The sequence below is a fragment of the Actinoplanes sichuanensis genome (genome assembly GCF_033097365.1).
Taxonomy (GTDB): domain Bacteria; phylum Actinomycetota; class Actinomycetes; order Mycobacteriales; family Micromonosporaceae; genus Actinoplanes; species Actinoplanes sichuanensis.
The window spans coordinates 492281-510731 of sequence record NZ_AP028461.1 but is presented as its reverse complement, the minus strand read 5'-3'; the positions used below and the strand labels follow the sequence as shown (position 1 = coordinate 510731).

At 71.6% G+C, this 18451-nt stretch carries 16 protein-coding genes; 6 read left to right on the top strand and 10 right to left on the bottom strand.

Annotation, left to right across the window (positions count from 1 at the left end):
* Nucleotides 1–59: 59 nt before the first annotated feature.
* The gene (locus Q0Z83_RS02150; protein ID WP_317792068.1) at nt 60–1151 is read left to right on the top strand and encodes an ABC transporter substrate-binding protein; all 1092 of its coding nucleotides are present in this window, start codon (nt 60–62) and stop codon (nt 1149–1151) included.
* 1 nt (nt 1152) lies between these two features.
* Here the strand turns inward: Q0Z83_RS02150 and Q0Z83_RS02145 are convergent, their stop codons facing one another.
* The 6 genes from Q0Z83_RS02145 to Q0Z83_RS02120 form a co-directional block, all read right to left on the bottom strand.
* The gene (locus Q0Z83_RS02145; RefSeq protein WP_317792067.1) at nt 1153–1929 is read right to left on the bottom strand and encodes a hypothetical protein; all 777 of its coding nucleotides are present in this window, start codon (nt 1927–1929) and stop codon (nt 1153–1155) included.
* Nucleotides 1930–1943: 14 nt separating this feature from the next.
* Nucleotides 1944–2843: an SCO6745 family protein gene (locus Q0Z83_RS02140; protein WP_317792066.1), complete on the bottom strand. Its 900-nt coding sequence runs from the start codon at nt 2841–2843 to the stop codon at nt 1944–1946.
* Nucleotides 2831–3343, bottom strand: coding sequence for a hypothetical protein (locus Q0Z83_RS02135; protein WP_317792065.1), 513 nt, complete (start codon nt 3341–3343; stop codon nt 2831–2833). Before Q0Z83_RS02135 ends, Q0Z83_RS02140 begins: the two co-directional genes overlap by 13 nt.
* 20 nt (nt 3344–3363) lie before the next feature.
* The gene (locus tag Q0Z83_RS02130; RefSeq protein ID WP_317792064.1) at nt 3364–5646 is read right to left on the bottom strand and encodes a putative bifunctional diguanylate cyclase/phosphodiesterase; all 2283 of its coding nucleotides are present in this window, start codon (nt 5644–5646) and stop codon (nt 3364–3366) included.
* Nucleotides 5643–7478, bottom strand: a complete 1836-nt coding sequence (locus Q0Z83_RS02125) for a diguanylate cyclase domain-containing protein (RefSeq protein WP_317792063.1) — start codon at nt 7476–7478, stop codon at nt 5643–5645. Before Q0Z83_RS02125 ends, Q0Z83_RS02130 begins: the two co-directional genes overlap by 4 nt.
* Nucleotides 7479–7614: 136 nt before the next feature.
* Complete coding sequence (locus Q0Z83_RS02120) at nt 7615–8226, bottom strand: hypothetical protein (protein WP_317792062.1); 612 nt, start codon at nt 8224–8226, stop codon at nt 7615–7617.
* A gap of 172 nt (nt 8227–8398) precedes the next feature.
* Here Q0Z83_RS02120 and Q0Z83_RS02115 point away from each other — a divergent pair, with 172 nt between their 5' ends.
* Entirely contained in the window at nt 8399–9811 is a 1413-nt protein-coding gene (locus Q0Z83_RS02115; protein WP_317792061.1) for a serine/threonine-protein kinase, read from the top strand.
* A gap of 167 nt (nt 9812–9978) precedes the next feature.
* Here the strand turns inward: Q0Z83_RS02115 and Q0Z83_RS02110 are convergent, their stop codons facing one another.
* Complete coding sequence (locus tag Q0Z83_RS02110) at nt 9979–10989, bottom strand: LacI family DNA-binding transcriptional regulator (protein ID WP_317792060.1); 1011 nt, start codon at nt 10987–10989, stop codon at nt 9979–9981.
* 91 nt (nt 10990–11080) lie between these two features.
* Here Q0Z83_RS02110 and Q0Z83_RS02105 point away from each other — a divergent pair, with 91 nt between their 5' ends.
* From Q0Z83_RS02105 to Q0Z83_RS02095, 3 genes are read left to right on the top strand one after another with little or no spacing between them, the layout of a single operon-like run.
* Nucleotides 11081–12085: a GlxA family transcriptional regulator gene (locus Q0Z83_RS02105; RefSeq protein ID WP_317792059.1), complete on the top strand. Its 1005-nt coding sequence runs from the start codon at nt 11081–11083 to the stop codon at nt 12083–12085.
* Complete coding sequence (gene gap, locus Q0Z83_RS02100) at nt 12082–13053, top strand: type I glyceraldehyde-3-phosphate dehydrogenase (protein ID WP_317792058.1); 972 nt, start codon at nt 12082–12084, stop codon at nt 13051–13053. Before Q0Z83_RS02105 ends, gap begins: the two co-directional genes overlap by 4 nt.
* A gap of 9 nt (nt 13054–13062) precedes the next feature.
* Nucleotides 13063–14079: a LacI family DNA-binding transcriptional regulator gene (locus Q0Z83_RS02095; RefSeq protein WP_317792057.1), complete on the top strand. Its 1017-nt coding sequence runs from the start codon at nt 13063–13065 to the stop codon at nt 14077–14079.
* A gap of 137 nt (nt 14080–14216) precedes the next feature.
* On the opposite strand, the gene Q0Z83_RS02090 is transcribed toward Q0Z83_RS02095, so the two are convergent.
* Nucleotides 14217–14783 carry a helix-turn-helix domain-containing protein gene (locus Q0Z83_RS02090; protein WP_317792056.1) on the bottom strand — a complete coding sequence of 189 codons (567 nt, stop codon included), beginning with the start codon at nt 14781–14783 and terminating at the stop codon, nt 14217–14219.
* 48 nt (nt 14784–14831) lie between these two features.
* On the opposite strand from Q0Z83_RS02090, the gene Q0Z83_RS02085 reads away from it, so the two are divergent.
* A complete protein-coding gene (locus Q0Z83_RS02085; protein ID WP_317792055.1) occupies nt 14832–15776 on the top strand; it encodes a class I SAM-dependent methyltransferase in 945 nt (314 codons plus the stop codon).
* Nucleotides 15777–15796: 20 nt separating this feature from the next.
* Here Q0Z83_RS02085 and Q0Z83_RS02080 read toward each other — a convergent pair whose 3' ends face one another.
* Nucleotides 15797–17818, bottom strand: a complete 2022-nt coding sequence (locus Q0Z83_RS02080; RefSeq protein WP_317792054.1) for an MFS transporter — start codon at nt 17816–17818, stop codon at nt 15797–15799.
* Nucleotides 17815–18243, bottom strand: coding sequence for a hypothetical protein (locus Q0Z83_RS02075; RefSeq protein WP_317792053.1), 429 nt, complete (start codon nt 18241–18243; stop codon nt 17815–17817). The genes Q0Z83_RS02080 and Q0Z83_RS02075 overlap by 4 nt, the downstream gene beginning before the upstream one ends.
* Between the last annotated feature and the right edge of the window lie 208 nt (nt 18244–18451).

Here is an 18451-nt window from a genome sequence, read left to right as displayed (position 1 = left end):
AGGTTTTTGTGCGACGAAACCGGATATTTGCCTCTATTGTCACCGCGTCCGCGCTCATCTTGACCGCGTGTGGCACCGCCGACACCCCGAGCACCCCGGCCCCCGGCGCGAGCGGCGCCCTGACCCCGATCAAGCTGCAGCTGCAGTGGTTCTTCCAAGCCCAGTTCGCCGGCTACATCGCCGCCGTGGATCAGGGCTTCTATAAGGAGCAGGGCCTCGACGTCGAGCTGCTCGAGGGTGGCGTCGACATCGTCCCGCAGACGGTCCTGGCCACCGGCAAGGCCGACTACGCGATCGCCTGGGTGCCGAAGGCGCTGGCCTCCCGCGAACAGGGCGCCGGCATCACCGACGTCGGGCAGATCTTCGCCCGCTCCGGCACCTACCAGGTCGCCTGGAAGGACAGCGGCATCACGAAGGCCGCCGACCTCAAGGGCAAGAAGGTCGGCAACTGGGGCTTCGGCAACGAGTTCGAGCTGTTCGCCGGCATGACCAAGGCCGGGCTCGACCCGAGCAAGGACGTCACCCTGGTGCAGCAGCAGTTCGACATGCAGGCGCTGCTGAAGAAGGAGATCGACGCCGCCCAGGCGATGAGCTACAACGAGTACGCCCAGCTGCTCGAGGCGAAGAACCCGGCGACCGGGCAGCTCTACACCGCCGACGACTTCGCGATCATCGACTGGAAGACCGAGGGGTCGTCGATGCTCCAGGACGCGGTCTGGGCGAACACCGAGAAGCTCAGCGACCCGAACTACCAGGCGCAGACGGTGAAGTTCCTGACCGCCACGATCAAGGGCTGGGCGTTCTGCCGGGACAACGCGGAGAAGTGCCGTGACCTGGTCGTCGCCAAGGGCTCCAAGCTCGGCAAGAGCCACCAGCTGTGGCAGATGAACGAGGTCAACAAGCTGGTCTGGCCGGCCGCCGGCGCCGGGATCGGCGTGATCGACGACGCGGCCTGGAAGCAGACCGTGGAGATCTCGCAGACCACGAAGAACCAGACCGGCGACACGGTCCTCAAGGCGGCCCCGGAGGGCCTGGCCTACACGAACGACTACATCAACCAGGCGATCGAGCAGGCCAAGGCCGCGGGTGTGGACGTGGCGGGCTCGGCGTTCCAGCCCGCCACGGTGACACTGACCGAGGGCGGCGCCTGAGTCAGACCGGAATGAGACGAGCCGCGAGGGCGACCGCCGTCAGGTCGCCCTTGCGGAGTTTCTCGGCCGCGTCGACCTCGCCCAGGCCCTCCAGCCGGACCGCCGAGGCGTCGATCAGCGCGTCCTCACCGGCCAGCAGACGGCGGGCGATCCTCGACTGGGCCGGGCTCAGCTCGGCATAGGCGCACTTGTCCAGCGCCTCGACGGTCTCCTGATCGAGATGGCCGTCCATCGCCCGCTCGGTGACGATCTTGATGAGCCAGGTCGGCCACCAGCTGTACTTGCCGACGACCAGCCCGGACTGCATCGCCGCGGCCGGCTGGTGCCCGGCGGCGAGCATCTTCACCGCCAGGTCCGCGTCGAACCGCTCCATCCGCATTGCGCCGACGAAGATCCGCAAGACCTGTTGGGTCTTGACGAACTCCTCGGCCGCGTTGGCCGCCTCACCGAGCCGACCCTCGAGCAGATGACACAGCGCGTGCGCCTCGACGAGCGAGAATCCGTCACCGGACCGCTCCTCCAGGCGTGTCACCGTCTCGACGAGCCGCTGGGTGCTCTTCCGGGCCCGGTCCGCCAACTCGTCCGCCTGCGGTTTGTTGAGGTGCCGCACCACGATGTCGGTGGCGATCTCCGCCTCCCGCCGCAGGAGCGGCGAGCCGATCTTCGGAGTGATCAGGTCACCCAACCCCTCGGTCAGGTACGCGGTGTCGAACCGCTCGGAGGCCTCTTGGAACTGCGCCCACCAGGACGCCGGGTGTCTCCGCAGATGTTGTGTCACGCACCCAGCGTGACCTACCGATCACCCTCCGGCAAATGATTCGGCCGAGAGGAATGCGTGACGAGACTCATCGGGTTGAGTAGGCCACCCTTGACGATGGTCCGGCTCAGCGGACGGGTCAGCTCGGCGAGCCGTCGGCACCCGTCCTCACCGATCTCCCGCCAGGCCACCTCGGCCACCTGGTCGGTGCGGTCCTCGACGTGCGCCCGCAGCGCCACCCCGGCCTCGGTCAGCTTCCCCTCGGCGTCCATCAGCCCGCTGCGCCGCAGGTCGTCCTCGGCCTGCGCCCACTGCTCGGCGCTCCAGCCCCGGCTGCCCCGCAGGAAGCCCGCCGGGGACGCGCCGGCCGCCTCGTACATCACGATCGCGTCGAGGCCGCTGATCCCGTTCGCCAGCAGCGCGGCCACGTGCCCGTCGCCACGGAACTCACGCAGCAGCGTCTGCGCGTGGAAGAGCACCAGGTGCGGGCGGTCCGGCCAGGGCAGCGCCGCGTGTGCGGCGAACAGCGGGCGCCCGTGCGGAAGGGTCGCCGCCTTCTCCGCCGCCCGGCGGGCCAGCACGGCCGCCTCGGCGACCTCCGGCCCGTTCACCACCTCCACACCCAGGCCACGGGTCAGCGCGGCGTCAGCGGCGTCCAGACGGGCCGCGAGGAGCTGCTCCGGCGACGCTTTCGACCACGCCGCCGGCAGGGCACGGGCCACCCGGGCCGGATTGAAGTTGTAGAAGGTGGCGGTCACGATCTCCGGCCCCACCGGGCCGAACGCGGCGCCCCGCGAGGCGAAGTAGCCGTCCATCGGCCGGAGCCCGAACGCCGCGTAGCGCTCCGGGGCCTCCGGCACGAAGTAGATCATCGCGTGCAGCGGCTCGGTGACCCGCCAGGCCAGACGGTACGGACTCTCGGTCACAGCTCCCACGGCAGCTCCTCGGCGTGGACGGAGTCTCCGGAACCGACGGCCCCGGAGTGACGAGGCGCGGGCGGCGCCGCCGACACGGTATGCCATCGGCCGGACCGGCGGGACGCCTCCCGGACCACCAGATGCACCGGCAGCGGGGGCGGCGGGAACGGGCCGGTACCCCAGCGCACCCAGATCGCGACCCGGCCCGCGGCCGCCTCGGCCAGCAGCTTGTCGACGGTCCGCCGGCGGTCGGTGCGGTCGATCTCGACAGCCAGCGGCGGGCCGTCCGGGCGGGCGCAGGCCACGTCGATGACCGAGTTCCCCCGCAGCGGCGGCGGCAGCGGGAAGACACTGGGCGCCCGCCGGTACACCCGCCAGCCCTGCCACTGCGCCCACCGCTGCACCGAGTCGGCGATCCGCGCGGCGGCGTCACCCTCCGGCAGGTCGGCGAACGCCAACTGGCCCAGCCACTCGGTGAGCGACCGGGCGGTCTCGGTTCCGTCGTCGGCCACGCTCATCGCCGTACGATATCGGGGGTTTACGCGGCGGCTTTCACCCGCCGGGCCGCGAGGAGCTCGGTGAGCTGCTCGGGCGGCATCGGCCGCCCCAGGTGGTAACCCTGGCCGACGTGATAGCCGAGGCGCAGCAGACGATCGGCCTGCTCCTGGCTTTCGATGCCCTCGGCCACCGTGTCCAGGCCCAGCGCGTCGGCGAGCTGCGCCACCGCCCGGGCCACCGCCTGCCGGGCGTGCGCCGCCGGGGTGTCCGGCTCGTCGAGCTCGATGCCGTCGACGAACGACTTGTCCAGCTTCACGATCGCCGCCGGGAAGGCACGCAGCAGGCTCAGCGACGACTCGCCGGTGCCGAAGTCGTCGAGCGCCAGCCGCACCCCCATGTCGTGCAGCTCGTGCAGCACCTGGGAGACGTGCTGGCCACGCAGCACGGCCGACTCGGTCAGCTCCAGGACCAGGCGGTTCGACGGCAGACCGGCGTCGGCGAGGGCGGCCGCCACGTCGGCCACGAAGTCCGGGTCGTGCAGCTGCCGGACCGACACGTTCGGCGCGGCCTTGTCCAGCACGTCCGGGCCGAACTCGGCGATCCACGCGGCCGCCTGCCGGCAGGTCTCGCGCAGCACCCAGCGGCCCAGCGGCACGATCAGGCCGGTCCGCTCGGCCGCCGGGATGAAATCGATCGGCGACACCATCCCGCGTTCCGGGTGCTCCCAGCGGACCAACGCCTCCACCCCGACGATCCGGCCGTCATCGAGCGAGACGATCGGCTGGTAGACGATCCGGAACTCGCCGGCGTCCAGGGCCCGCCGCAGGTCGCCGCCGAGCCGGGCGTGGGCCGAGGCGGGACGTTCCATCCCACCGGCGTAGCGGACCCAGTTGGCCCGGCCGCGTTCCTTCGCGGCGTACAGGGCCGCGTCGGCGTGCCGCAGCACGTCGCCGGCCGGGGTACCCCGTGGGGCGGTGGCCAGCCCGGCACTGAACTTCACCAGCAACCGCTGGTCACTGATCGGCACCGAGGTCGCGGCCGCGATCCGACCGGCCAGTTCCTCACCCGTGGTGTCGACCGGCAGCAGCACGGCGAACTCGTCCCCGGCCAGCCGGGCCACCTCGGCACCCGGCCCGGCCAGCTCGCGCAGCACCTCCGCGAACGCGACCAGCAGACCGTCCCCGGCGTCGTGGCCGAGCGAATCGTTCACCGTCTTGAACTCGTCCAGGTCGGCCAGCAGCACGGTCGCCGGGCCGGCCTCCAGCACCCGGTCCAGGATCTGCCGGAACAGCGCCCGGTTGGCCAGACCGGTCAGCGGATCATGGGTGGCCTCGTGCCGCAGCCGCGCCTCGGACTCCTGCTTCTCCCGCAGCAGCCGGGCGTTCTCCCGGTAGACCACGTACTGCCGCAGCGCCACCAGGCCGGTCACCACCACCGCGGCCGACACCACGGCCCGGCCCTCCCAGACGCCGGGCGCCCAGTGCCAGGATCGGATCAGCACGTCCGCGACCGGCACGTCGACGGCCAGCACCGCCAGGTACGGCAGCCACACGTTGCCCTTGCCGACCACCCGCGGATCGGTGGCCGCGGTCAGCTGACGGCGCACGCCGAGCGCGATCAGCAGGCCGCAGATCGGCATGCACACCGCCTGGCCGGGCAGGATCCCGTCCGTCCCGCGGAGCACCGCGAGCAGCGCCACCGCGGCCGCCATCAGGCCGGTCGAGGCGACCAGGCGCATCGCCCGACGGTCCACCGGGCCACCGGCCACGTACGCCACCTTGGTGATCGCCCCGGCCGCGAACGCGCACGCCAGCAACAGCACGGTCAGCGCCGACGGGCTCCACGGGTCGGGCGACCAGAACATCGGCGAGATGCCGAAATGCCACAGCACGGTCGCGCACCCGAGGAACGCGATGGTCCGGTCCAGCCACTGCTTGCCGCGTTCGTACCAGCTGGTCACCCCGAGCGGGACCTGGGCGACACCCCACATCGCGACGACCACCCCGGCGCCGATCAGCGCGGCACCGGCCGGGGGCATCGACGGCAACTCCGGGGCGGTCCGGAACGCGTCCACCACCAGCAGGACGAACCCGGCCGCGAACAGGTAGCAGCAGATCTCCAGCAGCAGCCAGAACCGACGGCCGGCCGGGGCCAGCGGAACCGCCCGTCGCAGCGCGCGCACCGCCAGCCCGCCCACCGTCATCGCCAGCGGCATGAACAGGTAGCCGATCGCCACCGTGCCCGGGGCGGCGGCCAGCCACAGCACATACCAGAGGGTGCCGAGCACGCAGATCAGCGCGGTCGTGACGACGTAACGCCTCATGACGTCAACGTCCGGCTGCGCTGCTTCTCCTCGTACATCAGCAGGTCGGCGGCGTTCAGCAGATGGTCGCCGACACCGGCCGGACCGGTCGCCAGGCCGATGCTGGCGCCCACCCGCAGGTCCCGGCCGTCGATCCGGACCGGTTCGGCGATCGCCGCCCGGAGTCGTTCCACCATGCGCTCGGCGGCGGGCCGATCGCCGCCGGTCAGCACCGCGAACTCGTCGCCGCCCAGCCGGGCCGGCACGTCGCCCGGGCCGGTGCAGGCCCGCAGCAGGTCCGCCACGTGTCGCAGCACCGCGTCTCCGGCGGCGTGGCCGTACGTGTCGTTGATGTGCTTGAAGCCGTTGAGGTCGATCAGGAGCACGGTGGCGTCACCCGGGCACCCGTCCATCGCCGCGGTGAACTCGCGCCGGTTCGCCAGCCCGGTCAGGTCGTCGTGCCCGGCCTGGTAGCGCAGCCGCTCGTGCAACTCCCGGGACTCGGTGACATCCCGCGAGTTGCACACCACGCCGCCGATGCCGGGTTCCTCCATCAGGTTCACCGCCACCACCTCCAGCCAGCGCCACGATCCGTCGGCGTGCCGGTAGCGGCCCTGAAAGGTCATCTCGGCGCCGGGGGTCGCGTACACCTCGTCGAGTTCGGCGCCGAGCCGGGCCCGGTCGTCGCGATGCAGGATCTCCAGCGAGCACCGGCCGAGCACCTCGGCCGGGGTGAAACCGAGAATCCGCTCCACCGCCGGGCTGGCGTAGGTGAAACCGCCGTCCGGTCCGGCGATCGAGATGATCTCCGAGGAGTGCTCAAGCAGGCCCGTCAGACGCTGCTCACGATGGCAGATCTCGCCGACCAGGGAGTCGTTGTCGGCCAGCGCCAGCACCTGCCGGGCGATCACCACGCCCACATTGACGAGCAGCCCGGCCAGCGCACCCCACGCCGACACGCCCAGCCCCCGAGAGGCCAGCACGAAGACCAGGGCGACCGCGCAGACCAGGGTGCCGGTGTACGGCAACACGCTGTACCGGCGGCGCCGGTTGAACCACTCCCGCCCGTCCAGCCCCCGCACCCCGTGCAGGAACTGCAGCCGCGGGCCGGCCAGCACCAGGAAACACGGGACGAGGATCGCCGCCATCTGCACGCCCGTGTTCGGCACACTCCCACTGGGCAGCAGCACACTCGACACCGCGAGACCGATCGGGGCGATCACCATCGGGACGGCCGCGACCCGGCTCATCGGCGACATCCCGGTCAGCCCGGACCGGACCGCCACGAAGATCGCGCAGAGCACCACGCCGCAGCCGAACAGCGCGAGGAAGAAGTTCTCCGGCCCGGCCGCGGCCATCCCCGGCCGGGTCATCAGGCACCAGGCCACCACGGCCGACGCGGACATCAGGATCGTCGTGTCCAGCACCAGGCGGATCCGCTCGCGGCGGGACCGGGTCACCCGCTGCGTCGACAGCAGGCCGATCATCATCACCACCACGCCGAGCATCATCGTCGCCGACTGCACCGGATGGAACGTGATCCGCTGAATGCCCGGATCGGCGACGAGCGTGTACAACTCCACCAGGTCGCCGATCATGAACAGCAGCCCGCCCACCGCGACCGAGGTCCAGAAGCGGCGGGCGTGCGACGGCAGGTCGGGCACCCGGCACACCTGGCGGGACAGGTGGAACAGTGCGAGGTCCAGGATCGGGCAGGCGATCCAGCACGCGATCATCTGGGCGCGGGGCGAACCCACGTCCGACAGAAAGGCCCCGACCACGAGTACGGCGGTCACCGCCACCGTGATCAGCACCGGATCGCGCCACGAGCCGCCGCGCACCGCTGGTGGCATGCCACTACTCCGTCCTGCTCCGGTCCCTCCCCGCCAGCAATCGGCCGGAGGGCTCCCGGTCTTAGTCTTAAACGCCGACGACCGGCACGCCCCGGCTTGTCATGGCGGGTGGGGCGTACCGGTCGCCGGTGGTCTGTCAGTCCTCGGACGGCTCCGGGGAACCGGTCGGCTCGCTGGACTCGGTGGGCTCGGGGGTGGACGACTCGGTCGGGGCCGGGCTGGACGACTCGGTCGGGGCGGGGCTGGACGACTCGGTCGGGGCGGGACTGACCGAGTCCGACGGCGACGGCGACGCGGTCGGCGGCGTCGTCGGGGTGGACGGACTCGGAGCCGGCTTCACCTTTCCGGCCGCCTGGATCTTGCCGGCCAGGTAGGCGGTGTCCGTCCGGGTGCCGGTCACCGACACCTTCAGGCCCGCGGCCAGAGCGGCCAGCTTCACCTTCTTGCCGTTCAGCACGATCCGGGCGTCCGCGGCGACAGTCATCGTCACGGTCTTCCCGCGTACGTCCTTGGTGCCGCTGCGGGCGGCGACGGTGACCGTTCCGGCGGCCGCGTCGACCCCGGTGACCGTGCCGCTGGCCTGGAACGGCGTCTTCTTCTTGTTGTCCGGTTTCGGTTTCTTGTCGGTGACCACGCTGGAAGCGGCGGGCGACGGGCTCTTGGCATAGGCGGCGACACCGGTCACGGCGGTGGGGACGACGACCGCCACGGCCAGGGCGACGGCGGCGGCGCTACGGCGCATGCGCATGGGTGGTACTCCTCAACTCGGGGGTGATCTCATCGTTCGCCGCTCCGGGTTCAGTCCGGTGCGACGCCGGTTGCGGATCGGTTGCACCGGTTTCCGCACGGACGGTGAGATGCGCCGTGCCCCGCGAATCCGGGAGTTGACATGCTGTGCCGGACTGGGCGAATGTCCTGGGATGCACGAAGTTTGGCCGGACTCGGGAGTGCTGCTCGCCTCGCGGTACCGCCTCGTCACGCTCCTCGAGACAGGCGGCATGGCGCAGGTCTGGCGGGCCACCGACGAGCTGCTGGACCGGCCGGTCGCGGTCAAGTTGCCGGCCGGTGACACCCGGGCCGCACACATGGCGTGGCGCGAGGCACGGCTCGCGGCGCGACTCTCCCATCCCGGCATCGCCGCAGTTCACGACTACCGTGAGGCGGTCCGGCCGGACGGCTCGGTCGCCCCGTTCGTGGTGATGGAGCTGTTGAGCGGAGAGACCGTCGCGGCCCGGCTCTGCGACGCCGACGGCCCGGTGCCGTGGGGCGAGGCGGTGTCGATCGGGGCCGCGGTCGCCGAGGCACTGGCCGCCGCGCACGCCGCCGGGGTGGTGCACCGCGACATCAAGCCCGGCAACGTGATGCTGTGTCCGGGCGGGGTCAAACTCCTCGACTTCGGGATCAGCGCCGCCGCCGGTGAGGCCGACGACGACGACACCGGGGTCAGTTTCGGCACCCCCGCCTACGCCGCGCCGGAGCGCCTGGACGGCAAGCCCGCCGAGCCGGCCACCGATCTGTACGGGTTGGGTGTCCTGCTGTTCGAGATGGTGACCGGCGATCCGCCCTACGACGTGAACACCTGGGAGGAGCTGGCCGCCGCACAGGCGCACGGCCCCACCCCGCTCCCGGAGACCCTGCCGGCCCGGCTGCGCGAGCTGATCCTCAGGTGCCTGGACGACAATCCGACCAAGCGCCCGACCGCCGCCCAGGCCCGCCGCGCCCTGACCCGGCTGGTCCCGTCGGCCCCGGCCCGCCTGACGATCCCGCTGCCCAAGCCCCCACCGACCGGTCAGGCCAAGGTGTTGCCGCCCCAACCGCGGGTCACCTCCGCCGGCGCCCGGCGGGTCGCCTTCGGAGCCGCCCTGGCCGGTGTGGCGGCGATCTTCGTGGCGCTCGTCTACGCCGCCAACGCCCCCGAGGAGCCGGTCGAGTTCGCCGCGCCACCGGCGTCGTCCCCGGCGACGGCGCGGACCGAGTCGCTGGTCCCGAAGGAGACGGTCGAGCCCACCGCGTCGACTCCCCCGCCACCGTCCCCACCGGAGCCGACGACGATCACCCCCACCGACCCGGTCCTGACCGTGGAGGCCGCCCTGACCCGGGTCCAGGACACCGTCGAACAGGGTCGGCAGACCGGCGACATCCGCCCGGACGTGGCCCTGGACTTCCAGAACCTTCTGCGCCTCATCGACCCCACCGACGACAGCGTCACCGATCAGGTCGACGAATTGCTGGGCAAGGTCCGCCAGCGCCTCAACGAGGGCGGTCTGACCCCCGACCAGGCAGCCCTGCTACGCCAGCGTCTGACCGACCTCCGCACCGCCTCCACCCCCTGACCGCTCCTCCAGCCGGCCGTGAGATCGACCAGCTGGACTGGGTGGGCGCGGGCTCAGGCGGTAAGAGCGGGCACGGGATCGGCCCGGCAGGGCGCAGGCGGGCGGGACCGGCCGCCTGCGTCGCGTGGACAGGCACGGGGCCCGTCCACGGCGTACCAGAAGAAGGGTTAAGCGGAACCGCGCAGGATCAGGCGGGTGGGCAGGACCGTTTCGAAGTCGGCCGGCTCGTCGCCGTCGATCTTGGAGAGCAGGAGGCGGACCATCTCCTGGCCCATCTGCTCGATCGGCTGGTAGACGCTGGTCAGCGGCGGGTCGGTGTGCCGGGCCACGACGGAGTCGTCGAAGCCGACGACGGCGACGTCCTGGGGTACACGGCGGCCCGCGCGGCGCAGCACGCGCAACGCGCCCGCGGCCATCATGTCGGAGGCGGCGAAGACCGCGTCGATCTGCGGGTACTGCTGGAGGAGCCACTCCATGGCGGCGGCGCCGGAGAGTTCGCCGAAGTCGCCGCGGGCGGCCGGGCCCTCGCCGACGACGTCGCGGTAGCCGTCGTAGCGGGCGATACCGACGGCCATGTCGAGCGGGCCGGTGATCGTGGCGATGCAGCGGCGGCCCTGGTCGCGGAGGTAGGCGACGGCGGCGCGGGCACCGGCCCGGTTGTCGGCGTCGACGAAGCTGACCGGCTCCGGGTGGTAGGGGCGCCCGGCCCGCACGGTGGGCACGCCGCGTTCCTCGAGCATGGCCGGGAGCGGGTCGTCACCGTGCAGGGAGAGCAGTAGAGCACCGTCGACGTGCTGGCGGGTGAGGTAGCCTTCGAGCTGACGGCGTTCCTCGGGGGCCTGCGCGATCATCAGGACCATCTGCAGGTTGCGGGCGACCAGCACCGACGAGATGGACTGCACGATGCGGCCGAAGAAGGGTTCGGCGAAGAAGCGCTCGCCGGATTCGAAGATCACGAGGGCTATCGAATCGGTTCGCTGAGTGACGAGCGCACGGGCCGCCCGGTTGGGGACGTAGCCCAGGGCGTCGATCGCCTCTTGGACGGCTTCCCGCGCTTTGGGACTGACCTGGGCCGACCCGTTCACGACTCGGGACACGGTGCCACGGCCGACACCGGCCCTGGCCGCGACCTCTTCCAGAGTCGGCCGCCCGGTGGAGCGGCTCCGATCTTGATTCATCGCTGAACCGTCCTTTCCGCGACCGACCCACGGTACACGTGCGGCCTGCGGCTTTCCAGGGTGGTGGCGGCGCTGCGGCAGAGTTGTCGGGGTGAGAGTTCACCGCATCGCGGTCCTGGTGCTGCCGGGTGCCGCGCCTCTGGACGTCGGGATCAGCGCGCAGATCTTCGCCCCGAAGCACGGTCTGCCCTACGAGTTGCTCCACTGTTCGCTGGCGGCCGGGCCGGTCACGGGGCGGGACGGGCTGGGCTACGTGGTGGAGCACGGCCCGGAGGCGCTGGACGAGGCGGACACCGTGATCGTGCCCGGTTACCGCACTCCGCTGCGGCCACTGGACCCGCGGATCCTGGACGGGCTGCGGGACGCGGCGTTCCGTGGCGCGCGGATGGTGTCGATCTGCACCGGCGCGTTCGCGCTGGCCGCGGCCGGGATCCTGGACGACCGGCGAGCGACGACACACTGGTCGATGGCTCCGGTGCTGGCCCGGGAGTACCCGAAGGTCACCGTGGATCCGCGGGTGCTGTTCGTCGACGAGGGACAGGTGCTGACGTCGGCCGGGGTGGCCGCCGGGATCGACCTGTGTCTGCACCTGATCCGCCGTGATCACGGGGTGCAGGCGTCGAACGCGGTGGCGCGGCGGATCGTGGCCGCCCCGTACCGCAGTGGTGGCCAGTCGCAGTTCGTGCCCCGTACCGTGCCGGAGCCGTTGGGTGAGGTGTTCGCGGCGACCCGGGAGTGGGCGCTGCATCGACTGGGCGAGCCGATCGGGGTGTCCGACCTGGCCCGGCACGCGGGGGTGTCGACGCGCACGTTCGGCCGGCGGTTCGTGGAGGACACCGGGTACACGCCGATGCACTGGATCCTGCGGGCGCGGATCGATCTGGCGCGGTCTCTTCTCGAAGCGAGCGCGTTGAGCGTGGAGCAGATCGCCGCGGAGACGGGGCTGGGCACCGGCGCGAACCTGCGGCTGCACTTCCAGCGGATCCTGGACATGACGCCGACCGAGTACCGAAAGGCGTTTGGCGGAAAGCTTGCGGGATCCGGCGGTGTTGTGCCTGCCGCGCGCCTTAGAACCGAAGAAGAATTGAGGGCATGAGAGCTGCTATCAATGGCTTCGGCCGTATCGGGCGAAATGTCCTCCGCGCCGTCGCGGGACGAAACGACGGCATCGAGATCGTCGCGATCAACGACCTGACCGACGCCCGGACTCTCGCCCACCTGCTCCGCTACGACAGCACCCTGGGCCGCTTCCCGGGCACCGTCGAGGCAGCCGATGATCATCTGATCGTCAACGGTCACAAGATCGCCGTGACCGCCGAGGCCGACCCGTCCCGGCTCCCCTGGCAGGACGTCGACGTCGCCATCGAGTCGACCGGCCGGTTCACCGCCGGCGCGGGCGTGCACGTCACCCGGAAGGTCCTGGTCACGGCTCCGGCGAAAGGCGCCGACGTGACCATCGCGTACGGCCTGAACCACGACGCGTACGACCCTTCGAGCCATCGCGTCGTCTCCAACGCCTCCTGCACCACGAACGCGCTGGCGCCGATCGCCTCGGTGCTCGACGACCTGGCCGGCATCGAGGCCGGTTCGATGACCACGGTGCACGCCTACACGCAGGAGCAGAACCTGCAGGACGGCCCGCACCGCGACCTGCGCCGGGCCCGGGCCGCGGGCGTCAACATCGCCCCGACGACGACCGGCGCGGCCACCGCGATCGGCGCGGTCCTGCCCCGGCTGAACGGCAGGCTGTCCGGATACTCGGTGCGGGTGCCGGTCCCGGTCGGCTCACTCGTCGAGCTGAACGCCCTGGTCAGCCGGGACGTGACGGGCGACGAGATCAACGCGGCGTTCGCGTCGGCGGCGGCCGGACCGCTGCGCGGGGTATTGGAGTACGCCACCGACCCGCTGGTGTCGTCGGACATCACCGGCAACCCGGCGTCGTCGGTCTTCGACTCGCTACTGACCGCCGCGAACGGCCGGCTGGTGAAGGTCGTGGCCTGGTACGACAACGAGTGGGGCTTCGCGAACCGGGTCGTCGACACATTGACGCTCCTGGCCCGTTAACCTGTGCGGATGGCGGTCACCCTGGCGGATGTTGCCCGGCTCGCCGGGGTTTCCCCGGCGACCGTCTCCCGCGTCATCAACGACAGTGCGAAAAAGGTCAACGAGGACCTGCGGGAGCGGGTCCTCGCGGCGGTGCGGCAGCTGCACTACGTACCGAACGCGCACGCGCAGAATGTGGCGCGTCCCCGCAAGTCGGCGGTCGGTGTGATCGTCCATGACGTCTCCGACCCGTATTTCGCCGAGATCACCCGTGGCCTGCAACGACAGGCGGGGGCACACGACCGGCTCCTGGTGATCTGCAACAGCTACCGGGAGCCGGAGCGGGAGCTGGCCTACGTCGGCCTGCTGCGCGCCCAGCAGGTGCACGCGCTGATCCTGGCCGGGTCCGGCTACCACGACGACGAGTTCACCGAGCGGCTCAACGGGGAGCTGACGGCGTATCAGCAGGCCGGTGGGCGGGTCGCGGTGATCGGCCGGCACCGCCTGGTCGGCACCGCGGTCCTGCCCGGCAACGAGGCCGGCGCCCACGAGCTGGGCCTGCGCATCCTCGAGCTCGGTCACCGCGAGATCGGCGTGATCGCCGGCCCGCGCTACCTGACCACGACGACCGACCGACTGACCGGCTTCCGCCGCGCGTTCGCCGACACCGGCCTCGAGCTCCCGCCGTCTCGCCTGATCTACTCCGACTTCACCCGCGACGGTGGCGCCGCCGCGGCCGGCACCCTGATGGACGCCCAACCCGGCCTGACCGCGTTGATCACGCTCAACGACTCGATGGCGGTCGGCGCGATGGCCACGCTGCGTGAGCGCGGCATCCGCGTCCCCGACGACGTCTCGGTCACCGGTTTCGACGACATGCCGATCGCCCGCGACGTCACTCCCGCCCTGACGACGGTTCGGTTGCCGCTGGTCGAGATGGGCGAGCGGGCGATGGCCCTGGCTCTCGACGACGACCACGTCCCGCATTCCGAGCCGGCCGACGCGACCCTGGCCTGGCGCGCCTCATGCGTCCCGCCACCCCGCTGACGCGACAATCACCCCACCGCCGCGTCCACTCCGGCATCGCGGCGGGCTCACCCTTCGCCCGTTTCTCCGTTGATACGGCCACGCCTGCACCGACCCACGCGAGAGGCGTCGACGCGCCCGACTCGTGATGCGCGGGGTCACGCATCGACGTGGTTGCGCTCGCCATCCGGATCGAACACGGCGATCACCTCGGCCGGCCCGCCCCGCGCCCCGAAGGCATGCGGCGTCATGGTGGAGAACGACGCCGCCTCCCCCTCCTGAACGAGCACCTCCCGCTCCCCGAGCAGCAGCTCGACGGTCCCGGACAGCACGGTGAACCAGTCTCGCCCCGGATGCACCCGCTGATCCTCCGGCCGTCGCGACGCCGGCCGGCTGACCCGGATCCGGGCCACGGTCAGCCCGTTGCGCCCGTCGTCCCCGCTCAGCACCCAGGTCGTCATGCCCCGCTCCGGATGGTGATGCGGCTTGATCACGACCGCGTCACCGGCGGTCTCGACGAGCTGATCGAGACTGGCGCCGAGCGCCCGGGCGATAGCCGTGAGCTGGTCGAGCCCGATCCGCCGGTGCCCGGTCTCGATCCGGCTCAGGGTCGAGGGGCTGAGAAAACACCGCCCGGCCAGCTCGTCGAGGGACCAACCCTTGGCGATCCGGAGCCCTCGGATCCGAGCCCGAACCACCGCATCCACCTCAGCGTCTTGCGTCATACGCAAGATTGTATGCGTCAGCCGCAATCCGCATCTACAGTCGGTCCCATGGCACACGACAGCTTCCTCGCCCCGCACAGCCCGGCCCCCCACGCCGGACCCGGCCACGACAGTCGCTCCGAACGCCACGACCACAGCGGCCATGGCCATGGCCACGGCGACGGTCACGGTCACGGTCACGGCGACGGTCTGCAGGAGATCCTCGACCTGGACGCGGAGGTGACCGCCGCCCATCTGGCCGAGCTCACCGCCCGCGTCGCCGAGCTCGCCGGCGAGCATCCGGTGAACGACATCCTGGACATCGGCGCGGGCACCGGAACCGGCACGTTCGCCCTACTCCAGCGATTCCCGGCCGCGACGGTGACGGCGATCGACACCGCCGACGAGATGCTGAGCCACCTGCGGGACAGCGCGGCAGCCCGCCACCTGGCCGACCGGGTCCGCCCACTCCGCGCCGACCTGGACGAGGCCTGGCCCACCACCGGCCCGGCCGACCTGGTCTGGGCGTCGTCGTCGATGCACCACATGGCCGACCCGGACCGGGTACTCCGCGACGTCCACGCCGCCCTGCGCCCGGGCGGCCTGCTCGCGATGATCGAGATGGACCGGATGCCCCGGTTCCTCCCCGACGACCTGGGTTTCGGCACTCCCGGCACCGAAGCCCGCTGTCACACCCTGCTGGACGAGGCCCGGGCCGCCCACCTGCCACACATCGGCGCGGACTGGCCGTCCCGGCTGACCGCGGCCGGTTTCCGCATCGTGGAGTCCCGCGAGATGACAGTGGATGTGCCGTCCCCGCTGCCGGAGCCGGCGATCCGCTACGCCTACGCGACCCTGAGCCGGATCCGCCAGTCCGTGGCCGACCGGCTGTCCCCCGAAGACGTGTCCACCCTGGACACCCTGCTCACCAGGAACGGCCCGCAGGCCCTGCACACCCGCAAGGACCTGAGAGTCACGAGCACCCGCGCAGTCTGGCTGGCCACCCACTCCTGAAGAACACAGGCCGGCCGGGGTCAGGCGGTGGCGGTCTCGGCGGCCCGCTCCTCGATGATGGACTTGATCCGGTCGGCCTGGACCCGGCTCTTGATCCCGGTGACCGCCTGCACCTTGTAGCGGCTCAACCGGCCGGTGCTGCGCAGATGCTCGAAGAGTTCGGCGCCGTGCATCTCCAGCAGGTCCTCGTCGCTGGCCGGGCGGACACTCTGCGGGCGGGGCAGCAACTCGGCCCAGGGCTGGGCGTTGCCCGGGGCGGTCATGCCGCTGAGTGCGAGCACGTAGTCACCGATGAACCGCCGGATCGTCGAGTCGTCGAGCCGGGGCGCACTGGGGGCGAGCACGTCGGCGAGCTCTTCCGGGTCCATCGGCTGGCCGTCGCCGAGTTCCTCCTCGAGCGCGGTCCGCAGGTCGAGGAGCGCGTTGTGCCAGGCTTCGGAACCGGTCGGGGCGAGCGCCGGGGCGGGCAGGAAGTCACGCCACGGGTAGGCCGACTCCACGTGCTCGCCGTCCAGCTCACTGATGTACTCGTTGATGAACGTGCGGACCACGCCCTCACCGAGCTCCTGCACGCGGGGCGCGAGTTTGCGGGCGAGTTCGGTCCGCCGCATGTAGTTCATCTCGGGCAGGTCCTCGGCCGTGATCTCCTGGGCCACCAACTTGCTGAGCCGGTCGACGGCGAGCCGCCACCAGGGCGAACCGGCGATGCTGACGGCCGGCCGGGCGCCGGTCGGGGTGGCCGCCCAGGCGGGCGCGGGCGCCGGAGCCGGCGGGACGGACAGCGGCACGGGCGCGGCCGTCTCGTCACGGACGATCCCCCGCTGCACGGGGACCGGCAGCACTCCGGCCGCGACCGCGCGCTCCACCACGGTGGCCCGACCCGGAACGACGGGCTCGGCAACGGGTTCGGCCCGCACCGGGATCCCGTTGGTGACCGGCCGGTCGTCGGCGGTCGGCTCCCCGTCCGTGTCGGCGACGGTGGGAGCCGCCGAGGGCACCTCGACGGCCGGTGGCGCGACCTCGGCCGGAGCGGGCTGGACGAACCGGACCGGCTCCACGAACTGGACGGCCTGATCGGACGGTGCCGCCGCGGCTGCGGCCGGCACGTCGGCCAGTGACTGGACCAGTGCCTGCGCCGAGGCCGATCCGTTGACCGACGGCGACGGGAGTCCGGCGAGGGCCGCGGTCGCCGGGGTGTCGGCCGCAGCGGTGACCGGAGTCTTGACCGGCACGGCGATCCGCACCGCCCCCGGCACGAGCAGGTCCATGACCCGCTGGATCCGGGCGAGCTGCTCGATCACCTCGTCGACGACCGGCTCCCCGGCGGTGCGCGCGTCCTTGAGTAGCCGGTTACGCCACCACGGCTTGGGGAACCGCCCGGCGCTGACCCGGTGGTAGTTGACGACCATCCGCCGGACCTGACGCTCGGACGCCATCCGTACCAGATCGGGGTCGTCGTCCGGGATCAGCCATCCCCAGCGTTCGGCGAGGCGGCGCGGGCTGTAGGCGAAGCGCCCGCGCCGCACCCGCTGCCCGGCGGCGGTCAGCGCCGCCCACCACATCAGGAAGATCATGCACGGTACGGCCAGCCGCAGCAGTTTCTCGGTGAAGGTGACCGCGTTGCTGGCCACGATGACACCGGAGAGTCCCGCGATGAGCGCCGCGATCCACAGCATCGGCCCCGGGTGGCCGGGCGTGACGATGGTGCCGTCCGGCGCGTAGGTGGACGTACGCCGGTACTGCTCGGCGGCGAGCGAGGTGGCGGTGAGGAAGCAGATCTCGAAGACCGCGAACACCAGCACCGCGAAGATCGGCGGCAGTTTGAGCTGGTCGATGGCGATGACCCACATGCCCTCGGCGTTGAGCAGCAGCGCCAGGTTCATGCTGAAGGCCAGCGCGATCGGCCGCAGCGGCTTCTTGGAGCGTTTGGCCCAGATCGCGAAACTGATCAGCAGCACCACGCCGAGGAGGCCGCCGGCCAGCAGCACCAGGGCCGCATAGTCCTGCCAGAAGTCGGCGAGCAGGTCGTTGAGCTGCTTCACGGGGTGACGCCTTTCGAAGCCGGAGGGGGAGCCGGGAGGAACTCGTCGAGCGCCGCGGCGATCAGCGCGGAGCGGTTGCCGGTAGTGTGCCGTGCCGCCAGTTCGTCGATGACGGCGAGGTTGGCCGGATGCGGCCGGATCGACACCTGAACCCGGTCCTCGCGGTGTCGGCGCCGGCCGGACCTCTGGCTGACGAAGATGCCGTCGGTCTCGGTGTCGGGTTCGGCCGAGCCGACCACCTCGGCGAGCCGGGTGTGGGTGGCGTTGAGCGCGTCGAAGACCAGCTGGGTGTGGGAGCGGCCGGTGGCGGCGGCCCTTTCGCGCAGCCGGGAGCGCACACCGACGGGCAGGTAGACGACCACGCTGCCGCCGGCCCGGACGGCTCCGCCATCGCCGTCGGTGATCGTGCGGGTGCTCCCTGGCACGGCCGGTCCTCCCTGTGTCGATCGGTGTCGGCGGGCTTTTTACCACGTCCGCGTTACGGACTCGAACTGACACGCGCGGGAGGGGAGGCTATCCGATATTGCTATCCGACTGCGATGTGGTCGGCGTCCCGCCGGACGGACCCGAGTGGCGAAGATCCAAACGTCGCCCTACGGTCGGATCGATGGGGATCGGCAGCCGGAAGGCAGC

Excerpts from the sequence above, each read along its gene's own strand:
- Q0Z83_RS02135 (WP_317792065.1), bottom strand. The coding sequence starts at position 3,343 with ATGAGCGTGGCCGACGACGGAACCGAGACCGCCCGGTCGCTCACCGAG.
- Q0Z83_RS02130 (WP_317792064.1), bottom strand. The coding sequence starts at position 5,646 with ATGAGGCGTTACGTCGTCACGACCGCGCTGATCTGCGTGCTCGGCACC.
- Q0Z83_RS02125 (WP_317792063.1), bottom strand. The coding sequence starts at position 7,478 with ATGCCACCAGCGGTGCGCGGCGGCTCGTGGCGCGATCCGGTGCTGATC.
- Q0Z83_RS02120 (WP_317792062.1), bottom strand. The coding sequence starts at position 8,226 with ATGCGCATGCGCCGTAGCGCCGCCGCCGTCGCCCTGGCCGTGGCGGTC.
- Q0Z83_RS02115 (WP_317792061.1), top strand. The coding sequence starts at position 8,399 with ATGCACGAAGTTTGGCCGGACTCGGGAGTGCTGCTCGCCTCGCGGTAC.
- Q0Z83_RS02110 (WP_317792060.1), bottom strand. The coding sequence starts at position 10,989 with ATGAATCAAGATCGGAGCCGCTCCACCGGGCGGCCGACTCTGGAAGAG.
- gap (WP_317792058.1), top strand. The coding sequence starts at position 12,082 with ATGAGAGCTGCTATCAATGGCTTCGGCCGTATCGGGCGAAATGTCCTC.
- Q0Z83_RS02095 (WP_317792057.1), top strand. The coding sequence starts at position 13,063 with ATGGCGGTCACCCTGGCGGATGTTGCCCGGCTCGCCGGGGTTTCCCCG.
- Q0Z83_RS02090 (WP_317792056.1), bottom strand. The coding sequence starts at position 14,783 with ATGACGCAAGACGCTGAGGTGGATGCGGTGGTTCGGGCTCGGATCCGA.
- Q0Z83_RS02085 (WP_317792055.1), top strand. The coding sequence starts at position 14,832 with ATGGCACACGACAGCTTCCTCGCCCCGCACAGCCCGGCCCCCCACGCC.